The sequence below is a fragment of the Streptomyces sp. NPDC030820 genome, from assembly GCF_055572075.1.
On record NZ_JBVIEB010000011.1, the window covers coordinates 166,779 to 186,652 of the forward strand.

6 protein-coding genes are annotated in these 19,874 nt (G+C 65.8%); all 6 read right to left on the reverse strand.

Annotation, left to right across the window (positions count from 1 at the left end; all coding sequences use genetic code 11):
- Positions 1–205: 205 nt before the first annotated feature.
- Positions 206–2,845 carry a pPIWI_RE module domain-containing protein gene (locus tag ACZ418_RS29035; protein ID WP_468368683.1) on the reverse strand — a complete coding sequence of 880 codons (2,640 nt, stop codon included), beginning with the start codon at positions 2,843–2,845 and terminating at the stop codon, positions 206–208.
- Positions 2,845–6,153 (reverse strand): pPIWI_RE_Z domain-containing protein, encoded by a 3,309-nt coding sequence (locus tag ACZ418_RS29040; RefSeq protein WP_345576885.1) that lies wholly within the window; start codon positions 6,151–6,153, stop codon positions 2,845–2,847. The genes ACZ418_RS29035 and ACZ418_RS29040 overlap by 1 nt, the downstream gene beginning before the upstream one ends.
- The gene (locus ACZ418_RS29045; RefSeq protein ID WP_345576883.1) at positions 6,150–7,277 is read right to left on the reverse strand and encodes a restriction endonuclease-related protein; all 1,128 of its coding nucleotides are present in this window, start codon (positions 7,275–7,277) and stop codon (positions 6,150–6,152) included. Before ACZ418_RS29045 ends, ACZ418_RS29040 begins: the two co-directional genes overlap by 4 nt.
- A gap of 514 nt (positions 7,278–7,791) precedes the next feature.
- A complete protein-coding gene (locus ACZ418_RS29050; RefSeq protein ID WP_345576882.1) occupies positions 7,792–12,723 on the reverse strand; it encodes a DEAD/DEAH box helicase in 4,932 nt (1,643 codons plus the stop codon).
- 129 nt (positions 12,724–12,852) lie between these two features.
- A complete protein-coding gene (locus ACZ418_RS29055; RefSeq protein WP_468368688.1) occupies positions 12,853–16,692 on the reverse strand; it encodes an Eco57I restriction-modification methylase domain-containing protein in 3,840 nt (1,279 codons plus the stop codon).
- Positions 16,686–19,643, reverse strand: coding sequence for a helicase-related protein (locus ACZ418_RS29060; RefSeq protein ID WP_468368691.1), 2,958 nt, complete (start codon positions 19,641–19,643; stop codon positions 16,686–16,688). The genes ACZ418_RS29055 and ACZ418_RS29060 overlap by 7 nt, the downstream gene beginning before the upstream one ends.
- Positions 19,644–19,874 lie beyond the last annotated feature (231 nt).

Genomic DNA, 19,874 nt, shown 5'->3' on the forward strand with positions numbered 1-19,874 from the left:
TCGGCTCCAGACGCATCCGGGCTGGTGCTCATACCGCCAGTCGCGACCTGACTGAAGTCTCGCCGCGACTGGCTGAGTAATGCACATGTGCGGAAGGTGCCCGCCACACCTCCGCGCCGCCGTGATTGCAGGCCATTTGTCGTGGTGGTCTTCTGGTGTGCCCGGTCTGTGTATGACCGAGCAACGGCGGGCTCGGTCGTGGAGGTCAGGAGATGTATTCCTCCATCAGTTCGGCTAGGTGCACGATTGCCGGCCAGGTGGTCGCGATGGTCGTGTGGGCGTGGAGGCGTCGCTGAGCATGGACGTACATGGCCCAGTCGGCCGGGTTGTCGCCGCCTTGGAGGAAGGCGGGCACGATCTCCAGTGAGTTGGGGTTGGAGCAGGTCCAGGTCCGGTTAGCAGTCTGGGCCGGGTCGAGCTTGGTGAGGGTCAGGGGAGTCTGATTCTGATCGGAGCGCGGGTTAATGCCCCAAAAGGCGCGTTCCCCGACTTCGACCAGGCCGGAGAATCGTCCGTGTCGGCTGACAGAGATCAGTTCGTCGGAGTCGTCGCTGGCGCTGACCATCTCCTGGGTGATGCCGAAGGCTCTGGGTACCGCAGAGCGGTCGCCGCGCTCGCGTAGCCGGATGATGCGCAGGCCCGGTTGGTCGCCAGGCTTGCGGCGGACTGGGTCCGCGTTGGGGGCTGTGATGTCGATGCCCGGCAGCACGAGCTGGTCGAAGGTGATGCGGCCGTCCTGTAGCCAGGGCCAGATATTCTTGTCGCTCGTCCGGGCGCGGCGTACGAGCAGCAGGCGGTCGGCGGTGGAGTCCAGCGACAGCGCGTTGGTGAAGAAGTCGGCGAGGGCCGCGCGTGCCGTACGGGGTACGCGTCCGCGTCCGGCCACGAGGGCTTCCGGCAGTGCGGTCAGCGGCATGGGGTGCTCGGCTGGGCTGCCAGCCGTCGTCATGAGCTGTGCCGTGGGTTCCTCGTGGGTGTGCTGACGGATCAGCATAGGTACGAGCATCCGCTCACCGGCCGGGGCAAGCCATACGGTGATCAGCTCGAAGGGGCCGTCCACGCCGGGTGGGGCGGGAAGTTTGGGCAGGTGGCCCGCCTGGCGAAGGGCGTCCCGGAGAGCGGAAGTGGCGCGCTCGATGTCGGTCGTGGAGAAGTCGGTGCCGGGGAAGCGCTTGGCGAGGGTTGCTTTGCTGGGATTGGGGTTCGCTGGCGGGATGGGGCGCAGTCCCTGGACGTTACGGCGGAGGCTTGGGAGCACCTTCTTGAAGAGGGGCTTGGGGTCGCGTAGGCGTGTGCGGGTGAAGTAGGCCGCGCCTTCCATCTCCACGATGCAGGCGATGGGGTGGGCAAGGCGGGGGAATGCACGGGTGATTCGCATGGTGCGTTCGGCCTCGCTGGCTTCGTAGGCGGCCCGCCGCGCCGCTGGGTCCGACTCGGTGGAGCGCGGCAGGCCGGCGGTGAGGTCTTGCGGGTCCCGGCGGTGGAGGGTGAGGTTGATCGGCCCGGTGAAGCTGGTGCGATCCGCTGTTGCGGTGGCGGGGGCCAGGTCGAGTTTGCTGGCGGCGGTCTGCAGGCACTGCCAGGTGCGGTCAGAGGACGCCCAGACTTCGATCTCGTAAGCGGGGGATCCGGGCAGCTGCATGGGCAGGCGCGTCTTCGCACGGGTCCGCGCCTTAGGCGTGGGCGTCAGCGGGACCAGGCCCTTGTCCTCCAGCTGTCGGGCGACCTGAGTGAGGACCTCCATGTGGTCGCGGGGCTGGTAGCCGTGGCCAACGGGATGCTCGTGGGTGGCACGAGTCGGCGGGGCGCCGTCCTGGGCCGGATGGCGGTAGGTCATGCCGGTGCTGTGGACCAGGTGGGCAGCGAAGGGCTGAGCAGCGGCGTTGCCCGGGGCGTTACGCAGCTCGTCGAGGCTGGGTGGCTCGTGGTGGGTGAGGCGGGCGAGGATGCTGGCGACGCCCGGCTGCCAGGTCCAGGAGCTGTCCTGACCGCGTCGGCGGATGGTGACGGAGCTCTGCAGGAGCATGGGACGTTCGCGGCGGTGGATGAAGCCTTCCTTGGCGGAGAGCAGGACGCTGGCGGTGGGGTCCCCGTTTCCGCGGCGGGGGATGTAGTCGACGGCGTTCGTCGCGAAGCGGGTCATACCCAGGTCGACGTGGAGGTGGACTTCGGGGACGCCGGGCACGGTTTCCAGGTGGAAGGTGAGGACGTCCACGCTGGCGCCGGCCGCGCCGTCTTCATCGATGAGGAGCTCGGGTTGGCCGAGGTGCAGGGTGCGGCGGCCGTCGGCTTGGGTAGGGCCGAGGCGGAGATCCCGGTTGTGCCCCAGGAGCCGGAGTTCGGTGGTGGTGAGGTGTTCAGCGACGAGGCTGGGCAGGAGTTCGAAGACATGCGGTGGAGGGTTGGCGGTGCCGTTGGGATGGAGGCCGTGCTGGGCCAGGTCGAGGTCTTCTGGGATCCATTCGAACTGACCGGCTCCTTCAAGACGGCCGTACCAGTCGGCGTCCGGCACGTCGGGCGCGACGTGAGCGGAGGCCCATGCCGACAGCGCGATCAGCAGCAGGTCCGGGTCGATCTTGGTACGCCCGCGGAGCCAGGCTGGATGGCGTGGATCCCAGTGCACTGAGGAGATGTCCGGGTCGATAAGGGTGAGCAGGTCCCTCAGTGACTTGGTCGGCAGGTTGTCGGGCCCATTGCGCGTTCGGCGGCCGGGGCGGGCTTCCCAGGCTGCTTGGAGAAGGTTGAGCATCCCTGGTGGGCAGGTCGCGCGGTAGCCCGTGACGGGCCAGCTGGCCCCGGTGGCGAAGGTGAGCACGGTGGCCTGGGTGGCGCGGTAGGCAGGCATCAGCGGTGACCCCAGTCGATGTTGTCGAGGAGATGGGAGGCCAGGCCCCAGCAGGCGTGGGCGAGCGCGTGGTCTAGGCGTTCTGCCGCGCCGGCGGTCGGGGCTGGATCGGTGAGCCAGCCGTGTAGGAGTTGCTGGGCGGCGACGATCACGCTCGTGCGCGGAGTGTCGGCGGCGGTTTCGTCGAGCGTGGCGGTGCGGGGTGCGAAGGCGGCGTCGCAGAGGTACACCAGCACGGGTTCGTTACCGCGGATGCCGCGGCCGATCGTCTGGTGGAGCGGGACGAGGAAGTTGCCGACGAACGCCGCGTGTTCGACCGGGTCGGTGAGGCGGGAGAACAGCACCGGCTCTCCGACTCGCTGCTGCCAACGGCGGCGCTCGCCGTAGCGGAGTTTGCGCGCGAGGTCGACGGGATCGATCAAGGGGTCGGCCAGTTCAATAGGGTCGCGGAGGCGGCGCATCGCCTCTCGGCTGAGCAGGGAAAGTGGGAAGGTGGCGTCGTCGGCGGGCGGGTGGATGCGGGCCAGGTAGAACACAGCGCCGAGGGCGGCGACGCGGCGGGCGTTGAGGATGTTATGGCCGCGTTGGACGGCTCCTTCGGCAGCAACCAGGATGTCGGCGCCGGAAGCGGCAAACGTGGGCAGGCGGCGCCTTGGGATGCTGTGCCGGGTGGGCGGGTCGTCGTCGCGAATGACGTGCAGGGCCGTGTACGGCGTTTTGTGGTTGATGTAGTCGGCGACGGTCTGGGCGTCGCGAGTGCTCTGCACGGTGAACAGGACTTGCTGACGGTCGGGGGCCAAACGCAGACGGGCTTGCTGGAGCAGGGACTCGCGCGCGCCGGGGGCTGGGTTGCAGATCCAGTCGGCGGCCGTGCACAGGGCGTGGGCGTGGAGGGTGGGGTTGCCGCCGGTGCCCGAGGTGAAGACGGGACGACCGTCGGGGTAGCGCGGCGGCCGGAAGAACATCTTGCTCTCCTTCAGCGCAGCCCTGGCCTTTTCCGGCTCTCGTAGTACCAGGTTCGGGGCGACGTCCAGGTGGAAACGGGGCGAGGCGGGCATCCAGCTGGTGGCGGAGGCAAGGACGACATGTGGCCCCTCGATGCCCTCGACCGTCAGGAGATCATGGAGGTGGTAGAGCAGCCAGCGGCCGACCCCGCGGAGCCACAGGATGCTGAACGATCCGCTGTCACCGCCAGGGTTGGGCTGCCACTGAAGCGCCATCAGGTTCCCGGCAGCCTGTTCGGGCACGAACGGCATCAGGTCACGCGGCGGCTGCCGGCTCCAGAAGTCGTCCCCGTCGCCGATCGGGGAGGAGCTGATGGCGGGCAGCCGTTGGGCGACTTCGAAGAAGGACGTAGTGATCCGCGCGGCCCACACCCCGGCCTGCAGCAGTTGTGCCCACTCCGCCAGCGTGCCTCGGACATCCGCTTCGTCGATGGCGGGCTGGTGGGTGGTGATCCACGCCTCTGCGGCCTCCTGGGCCGAGACACGAGTGTCATGGGCTGCCGTCATCGCCTCGATCAGCTCCGCCCAGTTCGCCGCAGGAGCCTGGAACGGAGCGGAGAGCAGCGAGGCGAAGTGCTCTTCGAAATACTCGTCGACGGCTTTTTCCAGTTCCGCCTTGTCCGTGAAGTCGGTTCGTTCCCCAAGGCCGTGAAGGCTGCGCGCCAGGCGCCGCAGGAGGCTGTACCCGGTGAACGGTCCCTCGGCGATGACAGCTCGCAGGGCATCCGCATCAGGTGCGATGACCAGCCGGTACAGCTCGGTCAGGGCCTGATCGTGCCGACGGAAGTGCTTGTCGCTGGCCGTCACCTCCGGGTCGAGGAGGTCGAGGAACCAGGAGTGCTCAAGCCGCTGTCCGATACGGTCCCCCACCCGGTGACTCCAGCCCCTGCCGGGCTGGGAAAGGATCTCGTGCAGCAGGAACCGGTCGTCGAACTGCTGCTGCACGGTGTCGGCTTCGTCCACGAGCAAGACGGACAGGTGGTGCTGGGCCGCTTCAGCGACGCGGACTTCGATCTGGGACTGCGGCATCCTCGTTGACGCCAGTCCCGCTGCGGTCGTCACCCACACCTGTGCATCGGCAACCATGCGTGCCGCCGTATGCGACGGACACCGGGACAGAAGCGGGCAGTCCCGACGCCCGCTCTCGCCGGCCACGGTGAGCCGGCCTGTGCAGGGTCGCTCCTCACGTGGCAGCGGGGCCCGGTTGGCCCTGCTGGTCAGCCGCAGCTCCTCCAAGTAGCACTGATCGTCGGCGAACGCCGCGGCAGGGTCCAGACCAGTGGGGAAGGTCTTCTCGCCGTCGTGGAGGAGCGAGCGCCAGAACCGGTCCTTATGGACGCCTTCCCGGGTGCGTCCGAAGATGGGTACAGCCGCGATGCCCAGGGCTTGCAGGAAACTGACCTTGGCGAACACGTCGCTGCCGGAGGCAAGGACGAATCCGACCTTGCCGCCGCGATGGGCGACGATGAATGAGATCAGGTCCAGCAGGGTGGACTTACCGCTGTTCATCAGGCCGACCACATGCCACAAGCGGTCGATGGTCATCCGCCACTGCTGGTCGCGGAGATGACCTTCGATGTGGTCGGCCAGCAGGGCTTGCATCTGCTCGAACCGTTTGACGAAGTCCCGGTTTTCGATCTCCGGATGGGCTTCCAGGATCTTGTCGATCTGTTCGGCAGCCCACTGGAAGTCCTCTCGTGTGAGGCGGATGGGCTCCTGGGCCCGGGAGGCCGCTGCGGGCAGCACTGCTGGGACGGGCGCCGGGATGAGCGTCTCGGGGACGCGGATCTGTTCCCTGCTGCCGTCGGCCCGCTCGAAGAAGCACATCGAACCAGGCGGTGCTGGCCGGTATGGGGAGGCCGTCTGGTAGGGGGCGATCTTCTGCAGCGTCTGACGGTAGAGGTCATGTCGGCCCGCGGCGTACGGGGTGGACCGGCGTGTGAATACGGTCGACAACTCCGGCTTGTGGCCGGGCATGTCACAGGGCTCAAAGCCGCGTACCTGGGCCGGGAGCTTCACGTACTGATCGAGCTTCTCCCGCATGGTCCCGGTCTTGGCGAGCGGGCCCATCAGCTCCCGCAGCGTCCGGATCTGCGGGCCCAGGTCCTCATCCAGGCGCATGTATCCGGACAGCACCGGCCACAGCGCGCCGATGCCCCGGCCGGGCAGATGGTCGTCCAGGAACGACAGGCCCACCTCCAGGGCGCAGACTTCCCAGGGCCTCAGGGGGCCGAGCAGGGGGCGCACACTGTCGTCCGCCAATTCCTTGACCAGTGACTTGCTCCAGGCACGGGTGTCCCTCATCGCGTTCCTCCTGTCTGGCGCGCACGGACGGTGACCTGCCGCAGGAACGTCTTCTCGTCGAGGACCTCGACGCCGGAAACTCGGCCCTGCAGTTCGCGTTCGAGATCCGCGCGGTAGCCGGGAGTTCTGAGGCGGTGCATGGGGACTACGATGATGTGCCTCCGCGCTGGAACGCGGGGATCGCAGTGAAAGCCTCGGGCGAGCAGGGCGGGGCTTGAGCAGTCCTTGGCGTCGACGGCCCAGCACTCCGCCTCTGCACCTGGCTCCTTGGCCTTGAACGTCACTGCCATATCCCACGCGTCCAGGCACGGCCAGTCTTCGACGCACAAGCATTCGTGGGCGATTTCTCTCACCTGGTCCAGCAGCCGGCCCTCCAGCAATCCCGGGTCGTGGAAGAACTGGCGGGTTGCCCGGTGCTGTGTCCAATAGCCACCCAGACACGCCACTTCGTAGCGCTCTGCCACCCCCGTGCAGCCAGGAGTCCCACAACCAAGGGCCCTGTCATCCAATGGATTACGGCAGTCGGCACAACGCCGCAGGCGAACCTTCCCCGGCGTCTGGACCGGGTGGTGAACATAGGCGATGCGGACGAACTTCGCGAGGAACGAGTCATGGTCGGAGTCCTCTGCCGGTAGTTCCCTTGCCAGCGTCTGGACCTCGCGGTCGCTGAGCACCGGGTGGTCGATCAGCAAGCGTCGCAGCCGACGGTAGACCTGCTGGACTGCACCGTCGTCCCCACCGTTCATCCGTGCACACAGCATCAGGGCGGCGAAGACCTGATTCTGAACGAGTTCCGCCTCGACGTCAGCGTGCTGGACTAGGTCTGCCGCCTGCTCGGCGAATTCGGACAGGGAATCGCCCTCCAGCAGCACCGCTTCCAGATCGACTTCGGTTAGGGACAGCGGCACAGGCCACAACCCCAGCGGGCGACGGCACCAGTCGAACAGCTCCAAATCGTTGCCAGGCCCATCCAACCCCAGTGCCTGCGCCTTCCACCACAGGCGACCCCGCGCATCACGCCAGGCACGCGGCAATGGCCCCGACCCGTCCGTGCCGCGCGCTGGAACGCCGGCCCGCTGTCGTTCGAGGCGGATTTTCGCCAAGGCGGCACACAGCAGTTCCACTAGCAGGTAATCGTCCTGAGCGGTCGGCGGGTCTCTGTCGTCACCGGGGCTAGCGTCACGCGACGCAGGGACCGCAGCAGCCCCGTGGTCGTCATCTGGGGAGTTACCGTCAACCGATCGCGGCTGCGTATGGCCGTAGGAGGAGGTAGCGTCCTGAGTAACACTCATAGTCGATCGGTATACCGGAACCCACCGACAACGCACGCGTTTCATGTGAACAAGCGTTCATTTACTCGACCATAAATTCGAATCAATGCGTGGTGCTGCGACAATCTCGTGGTGCCGCTACTACGCGCCAGAAATCGAAAGGGAGCGGCTCTCCGCTATGCGGATGGTCATCAAGCCGGTTGCCGCAATACTTGATGCCCTTGCCGTCGTCCGTGGCTTGACCGGGGAGATTGGCGAGGAGATCCCGCTGGTTCTTGTGCCAAGCCGGTCGGTGACTGGCTCCGCCTACGCGATGGTCCCGGGAGCAACCGCCTTGAGGCGGTTGCTCCCGGGACCATGGAGTTGATCAGATCTCGGTGGTGAGGCGCTCCAGTATTTCTGCTGCGCACTGCTCAGCGTTGCGGACGATCTGCCCGCCCCAGTAGGACAGAACCGTCCATCCATCGGCACGCATGGCGTCCCGCTTGGCCTTGTCCGATGCCTGTCGCTCCGGGGTGTGGTGGTGCTTCCAGCCGTCGCAGAAGACGGCGACTTTCTGGTCGGGCCAGGCGAAGTCGGCCACCGTGACGGGGCGAGGCGTTCCATCAGTAGAGCCACGGTCTCCCCAGTTGTACTGGGCGTGGCCGCGAGGTGCTCCGAGGGCCATCAACGCGATGGCCAGACGCCGCTCAATTGCGGACCGCGGGCGGCCGTGGAAGGCGTCCGTGTAGCCGGGCACCCGACGCCCGTCCACTGCCGGAGCATTGGCGAAGCGACGCAAAAAGTCTGCGGCCACATGACGGTCGAGCAGGTCTTCTTCCAACTGGTTGCCGTAGGAGCGCAGGCAGGCGTAGCAGGAGCGCTCGCACGAACAGCCCTCCAGTACTGGGACTAGGGCGGCGGCCACTTCACCGAAGCGGGCGGCGAGCTGGCGCAGATAGCCGGCGCCGCCGGGCACGTCTTCGTACAGAACCGCGAGTCGGAAGGTGGCCTCGTCGCTTTCCGGATCGGGTCGAGGCCAGTCGAAGCCCGCGACTTCGTCGTCGCCAGCCTGGAGCATGACGCGGCAGCCAAGATCCAGGGCGGCGCGGATGCTCGCGAGGAACTCCTCGAGCCGGTCCGGGCGGATGTCGAGTGCCTCTAGGTCGGGGAGGACCTGCAGACAGTCGACGCGGCGGTCGACCTGCAGAATGCTGTATTCGAGCCGCTGGTTACTGCAGATCTTGTCGTGGAACTGCTTGCGGTCTCGTTGAGCGCGGGTCGGGGTGGGGCCCGGGATCGCGTCGAACCACAAGCCGCACCCGGTGCAGATGACGAAGCGCTCGCTGGTGCTCTGGGTTCTGGTAATGCGCCCGCGGTTGAGGACGGTCAGATCCGCGCCGCGCTCCCACTGCAGTACCAGGCCCTCGCGTTCGAAGAGGTAGGTCTCGGCGGTGTTGGGGGCGCCGAGGTGGTGGGTGACTTCGAAGGGAGATCGGGAACGGTGCTCTTCATCGGCGGAGATCCGCTGTCGGCGTGAGGCGCGCATGGCGCGCATCGGCACGCTGAGCTGAGGGCTCAGGTCGTCGCTGTCGCAGGACAGGCAGTGCGCGCTGGTCGGAGCGTTCACGGTGTCGCAGCGGTTGCACAGGTTGATGTGGTCGAGAGCGCCGATGCCGTCGGAGTTGATCAGGTTGGCCCGGCGGAAGTCGACTTGGTCAACGAGCCACTTGTCGCCGCGGGCGTAGACGAGCTGCCCAGGGGCGTAGTCCTTCAGTGCCTGGACGGAGTCCTGGGACAGCTCGGCAGTCTCGCGTTCAAGCGCAAGGCTGGTGGTGTCGGTGGGGAAGGCGTAGGACGGAAGGAAGCCAACGGAGCTGAGGTAGGACAGCACGTACGCGCGGTTGCGGTCGCCGCTGCGCATGGCCTCAAGACTGGCGTTGATGCTGGTGAGTGCGCGGGAGGCTTCCTTGTTTCCCGGCTTGCTGGCGGCCTGCATCCACTCTTCCAGCAGACCCTTTTGGCGGATGCGGTAGGGCTCGACGTGTGCGTTGAGGTCGTCGATCCAGGAGTCGACCACCTCGTATGCCCAGTTTTCGGTGAGCCAGGTCAGGTCGCCCTCGGCGAGGCCGAGGCGGAAGGCGGCGAGGATCTGGGTCGCAATGCGGTCGCGTCTTTCGGCGAGGGCGGTCTTGACTTCGTCTATGCCGTGGAGGTTCCCGTCCGTGTCCTCGGTTACCAGGCCCCGCATCCACTGGGGGAGGTTCTGTCCGCACAGCTCCAGTGCCATGGCTCGGGCGTGGCGTTTGAGCACACGCTGGTTGTCCAGCAGGAACGCCGGCGGGCGGATGGCACCGCGGATCATCTCCACCGGCCGGGCATAGTAGTAGCTGTCGTGGGGCATGCCGCCGGCGAAGGTGACGACGAGCGCGACCCGCTCCTCCCGTCGCCCGGCTCGGCCGGCGCGTTGGGCGTAGTTACTCGGACGCGGGGGCACGTTTCGCAGGATGACGGCGAGGAGCTGGCCCAGGTCCACGCCCAGCTCCAGTGTCATCGTGCAGACCAGCAGGTTGAGATCGCCCTCTTTGAACCGCTCCTCAATCTGCTCGCGGTCCTCCAGCGGCACCTGCCCAGAGTGCTCCTCGGCCTTGATGACCAAGGGCGCATCGCTTGCGGCCAGCAACCGCTCGTGGTCATCGGGGTCGCCATGCCACGGTTCCATGCTGCCCTTGCAGTTGAACGTCGCGCACCTGTTCTGCGGCGAAGGACCAGGCTGCACGGCCCGGCAGGCACGGCACCGGTAAGTGGTCTCGCTGGCGGGCTTGATCTCCACAGCCTGGGGCGGAACCTGCCGTAGCACGACCCGCTGTCGGCCGCTGCCCACCTGGGTGCCCTTCAGCAGCTCGTGCTCGGACAGCACGTCGACGGCCTTGCGTACGCCCCGCTCGATCGCATCGGAGCTGGTCACGCTTGGGAAAGCGGTCCGTACCAGACGTCCGGCCGCGCCCTTGGAGCTCATGGCTAGGGGATTGGCACCCGGCACCCTGATGTTGGTCTCGCCGTAGCCAGTGACGGACTGTCCCAACCCCATGGTGGCGCCAGCCTCGACGAGCTCGGCCTCCGTCTTGGCGTCCAGGCGCTTTTGGAGCAGGTCATGGCCGAGCCCACCGCGGGTGCGCACAAGATCTAGCATGCGGGCCAGAAGCCAGCGAGCCGCGGCGGTGTTCGCGCCCAACGTGTCGGTGAGCGGCTTGAGTGCTTCATCGCTCAGCGCTTCCAGGCCCGGATAACCGATCGTGACCAGCCCGAGGCGCTCCAGGGTCGGTGGCCGGCGCTCATCACTGGCGAGTTCCCCGAGTAGATCCCACTCGCACACGCGCAGAGCCCGACGGCGGGCGTCCTTGCCCGCCGGGTCTTCGTAGAGACCGGAGTCCTGGCCGCGCCGGAAGACGTCCTCGACAAGGCTGTTGAAGCTCGCGGGTGGCTCCTCCTTACGGACGCGGTCAGACACGCTCTCCACGATCAGGCGGCGCACCTGCACGGCCCGGGATCGGTCGCGCAGGTAGCCTGCCTGGAACGCGGTGTCCTGCCGCGAGTCGGCGAAGATCAGCAGGCGTCGTAGCATTTCGTCATCGCTTTGCGCTGCCAGCCCCGTGTGCAGGCTGAACGCGGCAGCAGTGACCGCGGCGGCAGTACGCGCGGTGAACTCCTGCACAGCGCCATGCGAGCGGAGGTACCCGCACACTGGGCATCGCGTGAGCGGCCGATCGGGCTCTGGCACAGCGACAATGACCTCACGGGTCGCGGCGCCGCACCCGAGGCACGTCGCACCGTTGGCGTCCTTGCCGCAGCTCGTGCACCGGCGCGCCGGGTACCAGTTCCGGTCACCGGTCTGAGGAACCTGCAAAGGTTCATCGGCCGTCAGACGGCGGGCCACATAGCGAGCGACCGGACCGTCGGCGTCATCCCGCTCCAGGTCGTAGTCCTGCCCACAGCCCAGGCACACCCCCAAGGGCGTTGTGACCTTGGCGCCACAGCCGTCGTGGCTGCACGTTGTTGCACCGTCCAGCAACAGATGCTCGGATTCCCCGGCACAGCGCACCGGAGTGGGCAGGCTCCGCAGGAACAGGTGAACCTTGGCTTCTAGGACAGGCGGGCCCTCTGGGGTGTGGGTGTCCGCCCCGAGCAGCAGCCAGCCAGCTACTTCGTCTTCTAGTGCTGCCCGGTCTGCGCCCTGCCGCTGCGGCAGACTCGCGAGAAGATCCATCAGCTCATCAACCGTGCTGGGCTCGGACAGGTGCGACCGCAGCAAATCCAGCACCGGACTTGCCTGTGGATCGCCCAGCACGGCCCGCAGCCGTGACGTGTTACCGCCGTCGGCGAGGGCCTGGCGAAGCTGGTCGCGGTCCGGTGCCGGGCCGATCAGGTCCACGTCCGGCTCGGGCTGGGGCACGGCCGTCTCTTCAATGATGCTGTCCACATCGAACGGGGCGGCGAACAAGCTGCTCGCGAACTCGGCGGTGCGCTGCAGGTCGACGGCGTGGTCGCCTCCCGCGCTCACAGTCGCGGACAGGCCAACACAGATCAACCCCTCATCGGCGACATGACCGCGAAGCCGCCGCACAAGGCCGGCGATCTCGGTGCCAAGCGCGCCCTGGTAGGTGTGGATCTCGTCCAAGATCAGATGGCGCAGCACGCCGTTCCGGAAGAGCTCCCGATCCTCCCGGCGCGTCAGGATGTACTCCAGCATGGAGTAGTTGGTAAGCAGGATGTCCGGGGGCATCTCCTGCATACGAGTCCGGTCGTGCGTAGGCGTCGCGCCCGTGTAGACCCCGTAGGTCAGACCCAGCGCCTCGCAGGCCGCCTTGATCCGGTCCTCCTGGTCGTTGACCAGGGCATTCATCGGGTACAGCGCAATCGCCTTCACCCCGGGACGGTGCCTGTTCTCGTAGGCATGCGCGATAACTGGGATGAGAAAGGACTCGGTCTTACCCGAACCGGTACCGGTGGCCACCAACGTGTTCAGGCCCTGTCGGATCCGGGTCACCGCAGTCACCTGATGCGTGAAGAGTCGCTCGACCCGAGGGAAGGCGGTCGTGACCTCAGGCGGCAAGCCGATGCTCGCCGCGAGGTCGGACAACGTAGCATCCAACTGGAAGCGCGGCTGGACAGACAGGTACGGGCCGCGCCACAGCAACGCCTCGTCATCCACCAGCCGCTCCAGGCGGGACCGCAGCCCAGAGTCGGCGATGGGATAGGTGGTCCAGGTGAACCGCCGGTAGTCCTCACGCAACCGATCAGCCAGCTCCAGCGGATTCATCTCTTGCCCCTCCTGCACCCGTTGTTTATCGCCTAGCCACACCGCTGGTGCCCCCAAGCAGGGGGCGCCGCCTGTGACTTGGATCGAGCGTAGTACCGAGCACTGACAACGCGTCCCGCGCGGTCAAGGTCAGCCAGCCAGGCGTGCGAAGTGCTCGCGGACGAGCGCCTTGTAATCCTCGCTGGGGCGAACCGGGCTTCCGTCTGCATCGGCACTCTGCCGGAAGTCAGAAAGGATCAGCTCCAGCTGGGGGGCCGAGAGACCGTACAGATGGGCGACGCGGGCGTCCAGCTCAGCCCGTAGAGCACCCTCCTCTGCCTTTGACAGGGGACCGCAGTCCACCTCGAGCACATCAGCCAACTCTGCGAATTCTTGCGTACGGCATGTAAGCCTTCCGGAGAGCCGCACGACTTCCGCGCCTGGGCCGTGATCGAGAGGAACATCCGCGACGGGGAGACTCGCCATCAGCGTCTTACTGACAGTACTGGATACCTTCCGACGAACCATGAAGTCCATGGTCAGGCTGTTTAGGAGAGCTACCACAAAGACCATCGCTCGCGAATCCAGCACGGTGCGGTATCCGTTAGCTGCATGGTCGAATTCGGAGCGATAAAAGAAGTGCATCTCCGTTAGCGCAGTATCTGGCGGAAGGATGGCGGCAATCAGAGTCCGTTCGTCTCCCGCTCTTGCCTTCCGTCGAACGCAAGGTCGGTAGTGGTCGGCAGGTACCTCAAATACGTCCTTTCGCAAGCCAGGGCTGTTCAATTCTGCTTCCCCCTTCAGGCGGTGCAAGCCCTGAAGGGTTTTCTTCTTTGCTCGCTTTCTGATGCGATTTACCAGGACGTCGTCCCCAACTCCTTCCTTGAGGTGGTAGATGGGCTCTGCGAAGTTGTGGACGTACTGATGTATGTCCTTGCCGTCACGCATGGGGATGCCTGCGCCGTTGACGCTGAAAGCTTTTTCGTCATCCTTCAGATGCAACTCCCGGCCCCACTCAATTCTCCACTGGCCGTTCGGCATGGGGTCTAGGAAAAGCGGTTTACCTGAATAGATGGTGTTGAACAAGTCAAGAAGTGACGGGTCGCGCGTGTCAGGAATTGCAAGATTTTCCGGATCGAGTGCTTCGATCGTGCTGCGTGAGATTTCCAATGTGCGGCGATCGAGATCGAGAAGATGCTCCAGTTTCGATACGTCGCCGGTGAAGCGCAGTGGATCGGTAGAACCCCCCTTGCTGGCCACGAGTAGCAAGAATTGCTCGCTCCTGTGGATCGGGAATAGCCCTTCCGTGTTGTCGCAGAGTACGAACTGGTCGATGGTGCAACGGTCGAGAAGTTCCCGTCGGTGCTCTACAGTTGCAGCGTCCGAAATCACCCCCGAGTCAATTACTAGGCCGATTCGGCCTCCTGGGGCCAGCATTTCCAGCTCGCGCTCCAGGAAAGCTCGATAATAGTTAAATGTGGTGCCGTGTGAATAGAGCATTCGGTAGGATCCCGAGCTCTTGATGAAGGATTTGACCCCAGTGAGGATACGATCTGCCTCCTCTCGGGCTGACGCTACCTCTGGCAGGAGGTCCAGTTCACTCTGACGGTTGAGCTTTTCTTCCTTTTTCTTAAGTAGCGAGTAGGACGGGTCAAAGCGTCCATAAAATTCTGCAGACTTGAAGGTGATTCCCTCCCAGGGAGGGTTGCCCAGCATGGCGTCGAAGCCGGCATCGGGGCGACGTTCCCCTGAGTTGTCAAAGAAGACCTCGGGGAATTCCACTTCCCAGTGGAATGGGCGGACCTTCGATCGCACCTTAGCCGGAATGTGTGCGAGATGGGCATGGAGTGGTTCGCCGCGCTTTAGAGCGCCGTAGGATGCAAGCCACTGTCCGCTATTTCCCTTAAGGTCTTCCGTGTAGAAGAAGGGGGCGACCCACCAGTCGCCAAGGGATCGTAGCCTGGTGAAATCGTCCCCTTCAAGGAGACGCTCAAATCGCTTTTCCTTGGCGCGGACCTGAAGGCGGTCTTCTGATGGGCCAGTTGCGAGAGCCTGACGTACTCGCACGAGGGAAGCAAGGTCGGGTTCCTCAACGGCGAACAATGTGTCTTGAAGGTCATCGACTGCTGAGACCCGCTGAACTCGCCCGCCTTGCGCTGGAGCGGGAACGCCGGACCAACTCCCCAGTTCAGCTCCGATCACTGCATTTCCGCAGCGCAGATGCGCATCCAGGAACGAGAGAGGCTTTCCTGCTGCGGCGGTGGTGAGCCAGAGCGAAACCTTGGCGAGCTCCACCGCCATCGGGTTGAGGTCGACGCCGTAGATGCAGCGTTCGACAATGAGGCGGCGATACGCGGCGCGCTCAGCGTCGTCCAACTTGTGGTCAGGAAGTTCGCCTTCTCGGGCCAAGGCTTCGCCGTAAGCCTCAGTCAACTGGTGCACGGCGGGGACGAGGAAGGCGCCTGACCCCATGGCGGGGTCACAGATCCTCAAGTTGAGGATGTCCTCAGGGGCGGCATCCTGGATCAGGGGGCGCAAGGTCTCGCCAACAACGAAGTGGGCAAGGGGACGGGCGGTGTAGTAGGAGCCGGAGCCCTTGCGCTGACCACTGGCTTCGAAGAGGTAGAAGGTGCCGGGGTCGTATGTCGCTAGGGTTTCGGCGCCCTCGGGTACCTTCTCGGCGTCGAGTACCTGCACGATGGCCGACTGTCCTCGCCCGATGCGGGCTAGGACCTTTGGAGTGTCGGCGATCTGTGGTTCGAAGGAGAGCAGCCCTTCATAGATGCTGCCGAGCTGTTCGACGCCAAGCTCACGGTAGTTGACTGCCCGTCGTCCCAGAGCTGTCTTGCCGGCGGAGCGTTCAGCCTCGGTCCAAGAGAGGGCGTGGATCGCGTCTCTAACGAAGGTGTCACCGACCGTCATGGCCGGGTCATCGAGTAGCGGGCACTTGGCTGGATCGAACAGGCCCCCGTTGAAGCCGGTGATCTGGAGCTCCCCGGCGTCGATCCCGTCACGCAGCAGGGACCATGATGCTTGGAGAGAGTTCCACAGCAGACCGCCGTCTGGTGCCCAGCCCGCCTCGGTGAGGATTTCCTTTCGAAGGGCGCGCAGGGAGTAGCCGCGGTCGTATGAGGGGGTGCCGACTGGCAGGAGGCCGCGGTCCTCGGCGTAGGCGACGAACAACAGCCGGTAGGCGATCTTGAGGGCCTCGGCGAAGAGGTTGCGTGGCTCGGGGATGGGCCGCTGATGTTGCCGCCAGTGGTGGAGGGCGCCATTGGCAATGGCACTGATGGCGGTGCGCACGCCGCCAGAGAGGTTTTCACTGACGGCGGTGGCAGCCTCGGAGCTCGCGTCTTCGACCCGTTTCCACAGGTTTTCGCCTGTGTGGTCGGGAGTGAAAGCTTCGGGCCGCAGTAGGGCCCACAGAACGCGCCATTCGTGGTCATCACCGAGTTCGGCTAGGCCGGCGAGATCCACTGAGAGGTAGCTGGCTTCCCCGCCGAGTCCAGGATCGCGTCTGATCACGCGTAGCTCGCTGCCGTTGCTGAGCAGGACAGCGGGTAGCCGGTGCTCGCGTGCGCACACTTCGCCCTGACGCTGGGGTCGCAGCTTGCCTGCGCGGCGGCCCGTGGGCGAGGCATCCAGGTGCTGCCCCGGTGGGGTGATCAGCACGGAGACGAGATCGGCTGAACCGGGTTGGCCGTCGGGAGCACTGGCGCGGCCGGGGACGGGTTCATCTATGGTCGGGAGGCTGCCGGCAAAGCTCCAGCCAAAGCACGACAGCCAGGTGAGCATGCGCTTGCGGGTTTCCCCCGTAGTGCTGGTCTCGTCGATATCGGCGACCAGGCGCCGCAGCTCACGCTTGGCATGGCGGATGCCATCTGCCGCGTCGTCGGCTCCGACCCGGTCGCGTTGTTCGCGCAGGAAGAGCGCCGGGTCCGAAAGGTAATACGTGGACAGGGTGGTGCCAGCGACGGTGATGTTCAGCATTCGGGCACCTCCACGCACACGATGCAGCCGACTGCTTCACCGGGGGTGACATCGGCGACCTGGTAGCCGCGGCTGAGAGTCTTGCGGCGTCGGCCAAACTCGTCGTCGACGGCGGCTCGGGCTTCTTCGAGGGTGTGGAAGGCACCGTGTCCGGTGTCAGCGAAGAGGCCGAACTGGACACTGTCACCCGTGCTCGTGGCGAAGCGTCTTTCGGCCTCGGCGAGTTCTGCCGCGTGCCAGCGGTCAAGGTCGGCGTGTAGGCGTTGAGATTGGGCGCTCAATTGTTCTCGCATGACTTCGGCGCGGACGGCGATTCGACGAGAGGCTTCTTGCTGCCCGAGGAGGGCGGCGGTGTCGAAACCAGGAGCCAGTTCCTGACGGGCCTTGTCGATGATGTCGAGGCTGCCCGAGGGCGCGGGGCGCTGGCGCAGGCGGCGCAGGTCTGCGGTCGGGTCCTGGCTGGGCGCGGCGGGTGTGCCATCGGCGTTGCGAGGGACGAAGACGGGTACCAGCGGCTCTTCCAGGACACGGCCGTCGTCGGAGGTGATTCGGGCGACGTAGGTGAACAGCCACCCGGCATGGCCCACAGCCACGGGTCGCACGGCGACGCGGTTGGCGGCGCGCTCGTCATAAAGGCGGGTGCGGACGCGCTGCAGGACTGCCCGTACCAGGGGGTGGGCTGGCGTGAGGAAGGCAATTCCGTGGTGCTCAGGCTCAAGGGCGACGGAGCGGCTGAAGGTGGCCTGAAATGCCTCTTGAGGGACGAGCGGATACTGCTTGAGGAGAGGTCCGGGCTCGATGGTCACGATGTCACCGTTGCCCGAAACAGAGCCGCCGCACTGCCTCACCACGGAGGCCACCAGTTGCCGGAACTCGTCGAAGTCCGGTAGGAGCCAGCGGGCCTGTTCGAGGGCGGCCGTGGTCTCGCCCTCGACCTGCTTCTCGTTCTTCATGCTTTGCATAAGCACGAGGGCACCGCTGCGGTCGAGGTAGTCACGGACCTGCTGGACTGCCCGTTCCAGGCGTTGTTCCAGTTCTTCAGCGTCGATGTCTTCCAGGAGACCATCGATCACGTCGCTTCGGCCGGCGACGCCCAGGACGTCGCTGCTGGAGCCGAGCTGCTTGGTGATGGTGGAAAGCTTGTCACGTAGCCGCTGAAGGATTTCCTCGTCACGAGTCTCGGCCAGATAGAGGTAGCTGATCTCGACGACGTGCGGCTGGCCATAGCGGTCGACGCGGCCGTTGCGCTGTTCCAACCGGTTTGGGTTCCATGGCAGTTCGTAGTGAACCACAACGTGGCAGGCGTCCTGCAGGTTGAGCCCTTCGCCAGCGGCATCGGTGGCCAGCAGGATTGCTCCGGGCGTGGCGGAAAACTTCTCCAGCACTTCGCGACGCTTTGCCAGCGGGATGGAGCCGTCGATCCGCAGCAACGGCCCGTGGCCCAGGTTTTTCTCCAGGTAGTCCAGTGTGTCGCGGTACTCGGTGAAGAGGATGACCCTCTCCCCCCGCCGCCCGGCGCGGAAGCCCTCCAGCCAGCCCTGTAGGCGGGTGAGCTTGCTGTCATCGCCGGGGCTGAGAGCCTCGACCATGTCCAGGAGCCTGCCGACCAGGCGCTGCTCCTCGCGCAGATGATCCTCTGGGAGATGAGCGGCCACGCCCTCCAGTGCCAGTTCCTCGGCGGCCCGCAGGTCTGCTTCCGGAAGTGCGGTGTCCCCGCGGTATTGCTGCAGTACGTCCATGCGCTGCCGACCGACATGATCGACCGGCGTGATGCCGAGACTCTCCGCTCGCCGGCGCAGGCTCTGCAAGAGCGCGTAGGGGCTGGACAGGGCGCGCTTGCGCAGCACCTCCAGGGCGAATGCCTGCACGTAATAGGAGTCCGTGCCGCGCAGGGCGTGCAGCGTGCGCTTGCTGTGCCCGCGCAGCCGCTGGTGGATCTCCTTCTCTCGGCTGGTTGGGCGGACCTCGATGGGCTGCGGTGGAAGGCGTCGGCTGATGGGCTGTGGCGGTTCGCCGCGGGTGACGTCGTCCTTGAGTCGACGCACGATGTAGGGCTGGACCAATTCTGGATCCAGCCGCCCGTCATCGGCGGCCAGGTGCGGAGACAGGAGCTGGAGCAGGCTGGCGAAAGACTCCTGGTACCCGTTATGCGGCGTGGCCGACAGCAGGACCAGCTCTCGGCTGTGGTCGGCCAGTGCGCGGGCCAGTCGGCTGCGGTCGGTGGCGCTGGAGCGCCCCTCTCCCGCGTATGCGCGGGCGACGTGATGGGCCTCGTCGATGATCACCACGTCGAACGGGGGCGCGGCATGAATGGCCCCGACGTTGTTCTTCAGGTAGTCGATCGATGACACCGCGTACGGGATGGCGGTCCATGGACTGACCGTGGTCGGATTGTCCCGGCGGACCTCCAGCCACTTCTTGCTATCGACCTTGGCGAAGTCCAGGTTGAAGCGGAAACGCATCTCCTCGACCCACTGGTCTTGGAGTCCTGCCGGGCAGGCGATCAGTACGCGGTCCGCGCGGCCACGGCGGGCCAGCTCCATCAGCAAGAGGCCGGCCTCGATGGTCTTGCCCAGACCGACATCATCCGCCACCAGCAGGCGTACGCGCGGCTGACGCATGCCGACGAGGACGGGCACCAGCTGGTAGGGCTCCACATCGATCCGGCCGTGCTCGACCGCCAGAAGGTCTCCGCGGCCGTGGGCCATAGTGAGGGCCAGCGCGTCATGCAGTTCGTTAAGCAGGACGGCGTTACCTGGCTCGAAGCGTAGCTTGGTCGGCGCCTCCAGGCTGATTGTCGGTTCCTTACTGGCAAGCACCGTCAGATGGCGTGGCCCGGGGCGCTCATCGGCCCGGCGTAGATCAAGGAATGTCTCGCTGCCTGCGCCGCGGACAGCCTCGACCTCCCACACGCGATCTCGGAGCCGTACCCGCATCCCGCGCTCGTACATGACTGACGTGTCTCCCTACCTGCTGATGAGCAGGTAGAAGGCTACCTGGACCTACATCGCAGGGAGACAGATCAGGCAATCAGGTCTCGCGGGGTAGCGCGGCATCATAGTCCCACCCCACAGTGCGGTTCCGGGCCTGGCGAAAGATAGGGGATCTGTGCAGGACGTCCGCGACTGTTGTTGAGGTGGCAGAGTGGCTGCAGCGGCAGAGTGCTGAATGTGGATGAGATA

What these genes read in the sequence shown, in the direction of transcription:
- ACZ418_RS29035 (WP_468368683.1), bottom strand. Translation starts at nt 2,845, where the DNA reads ATGCCTGCCTACCGCGCCACCCAGGCCACCGTGCTCACCTTCGCCACC.
- ACZ418_RS29040 (WP_345576885.1), bottom strand. Translation starts at nt 6,153, where the DNA reads ATGAGGGACACCCGTGCCTGGAGCAAGTCACTGGTCAAGGAATTGGCG.
- ACZ418_RS29050 (WP_345576882.1), bottom strand. Translation starts at nt 12,723, where the DNA reads ATGAATCCGCTGGAGCTGGCTGATCGGTTGCGTGAGGACTACCGGCGG.
- ACZ418_RS29055 (WP_468368688.1), bottom strand. Translation starts at nt 16,692, where the DNA reads ATGCTGAACATCACCGTCGCTGGCACCACCCTGTCCACGTATTACCTT.
- ACZ418_RS29060 (WP_468368691.1), bottom strand. Translation starts at nt 19,643, where the DNA reads ATGTACGAGCGCGGGATGCGGGTACGGCTCCGAGATCGCGTGTGGGAG.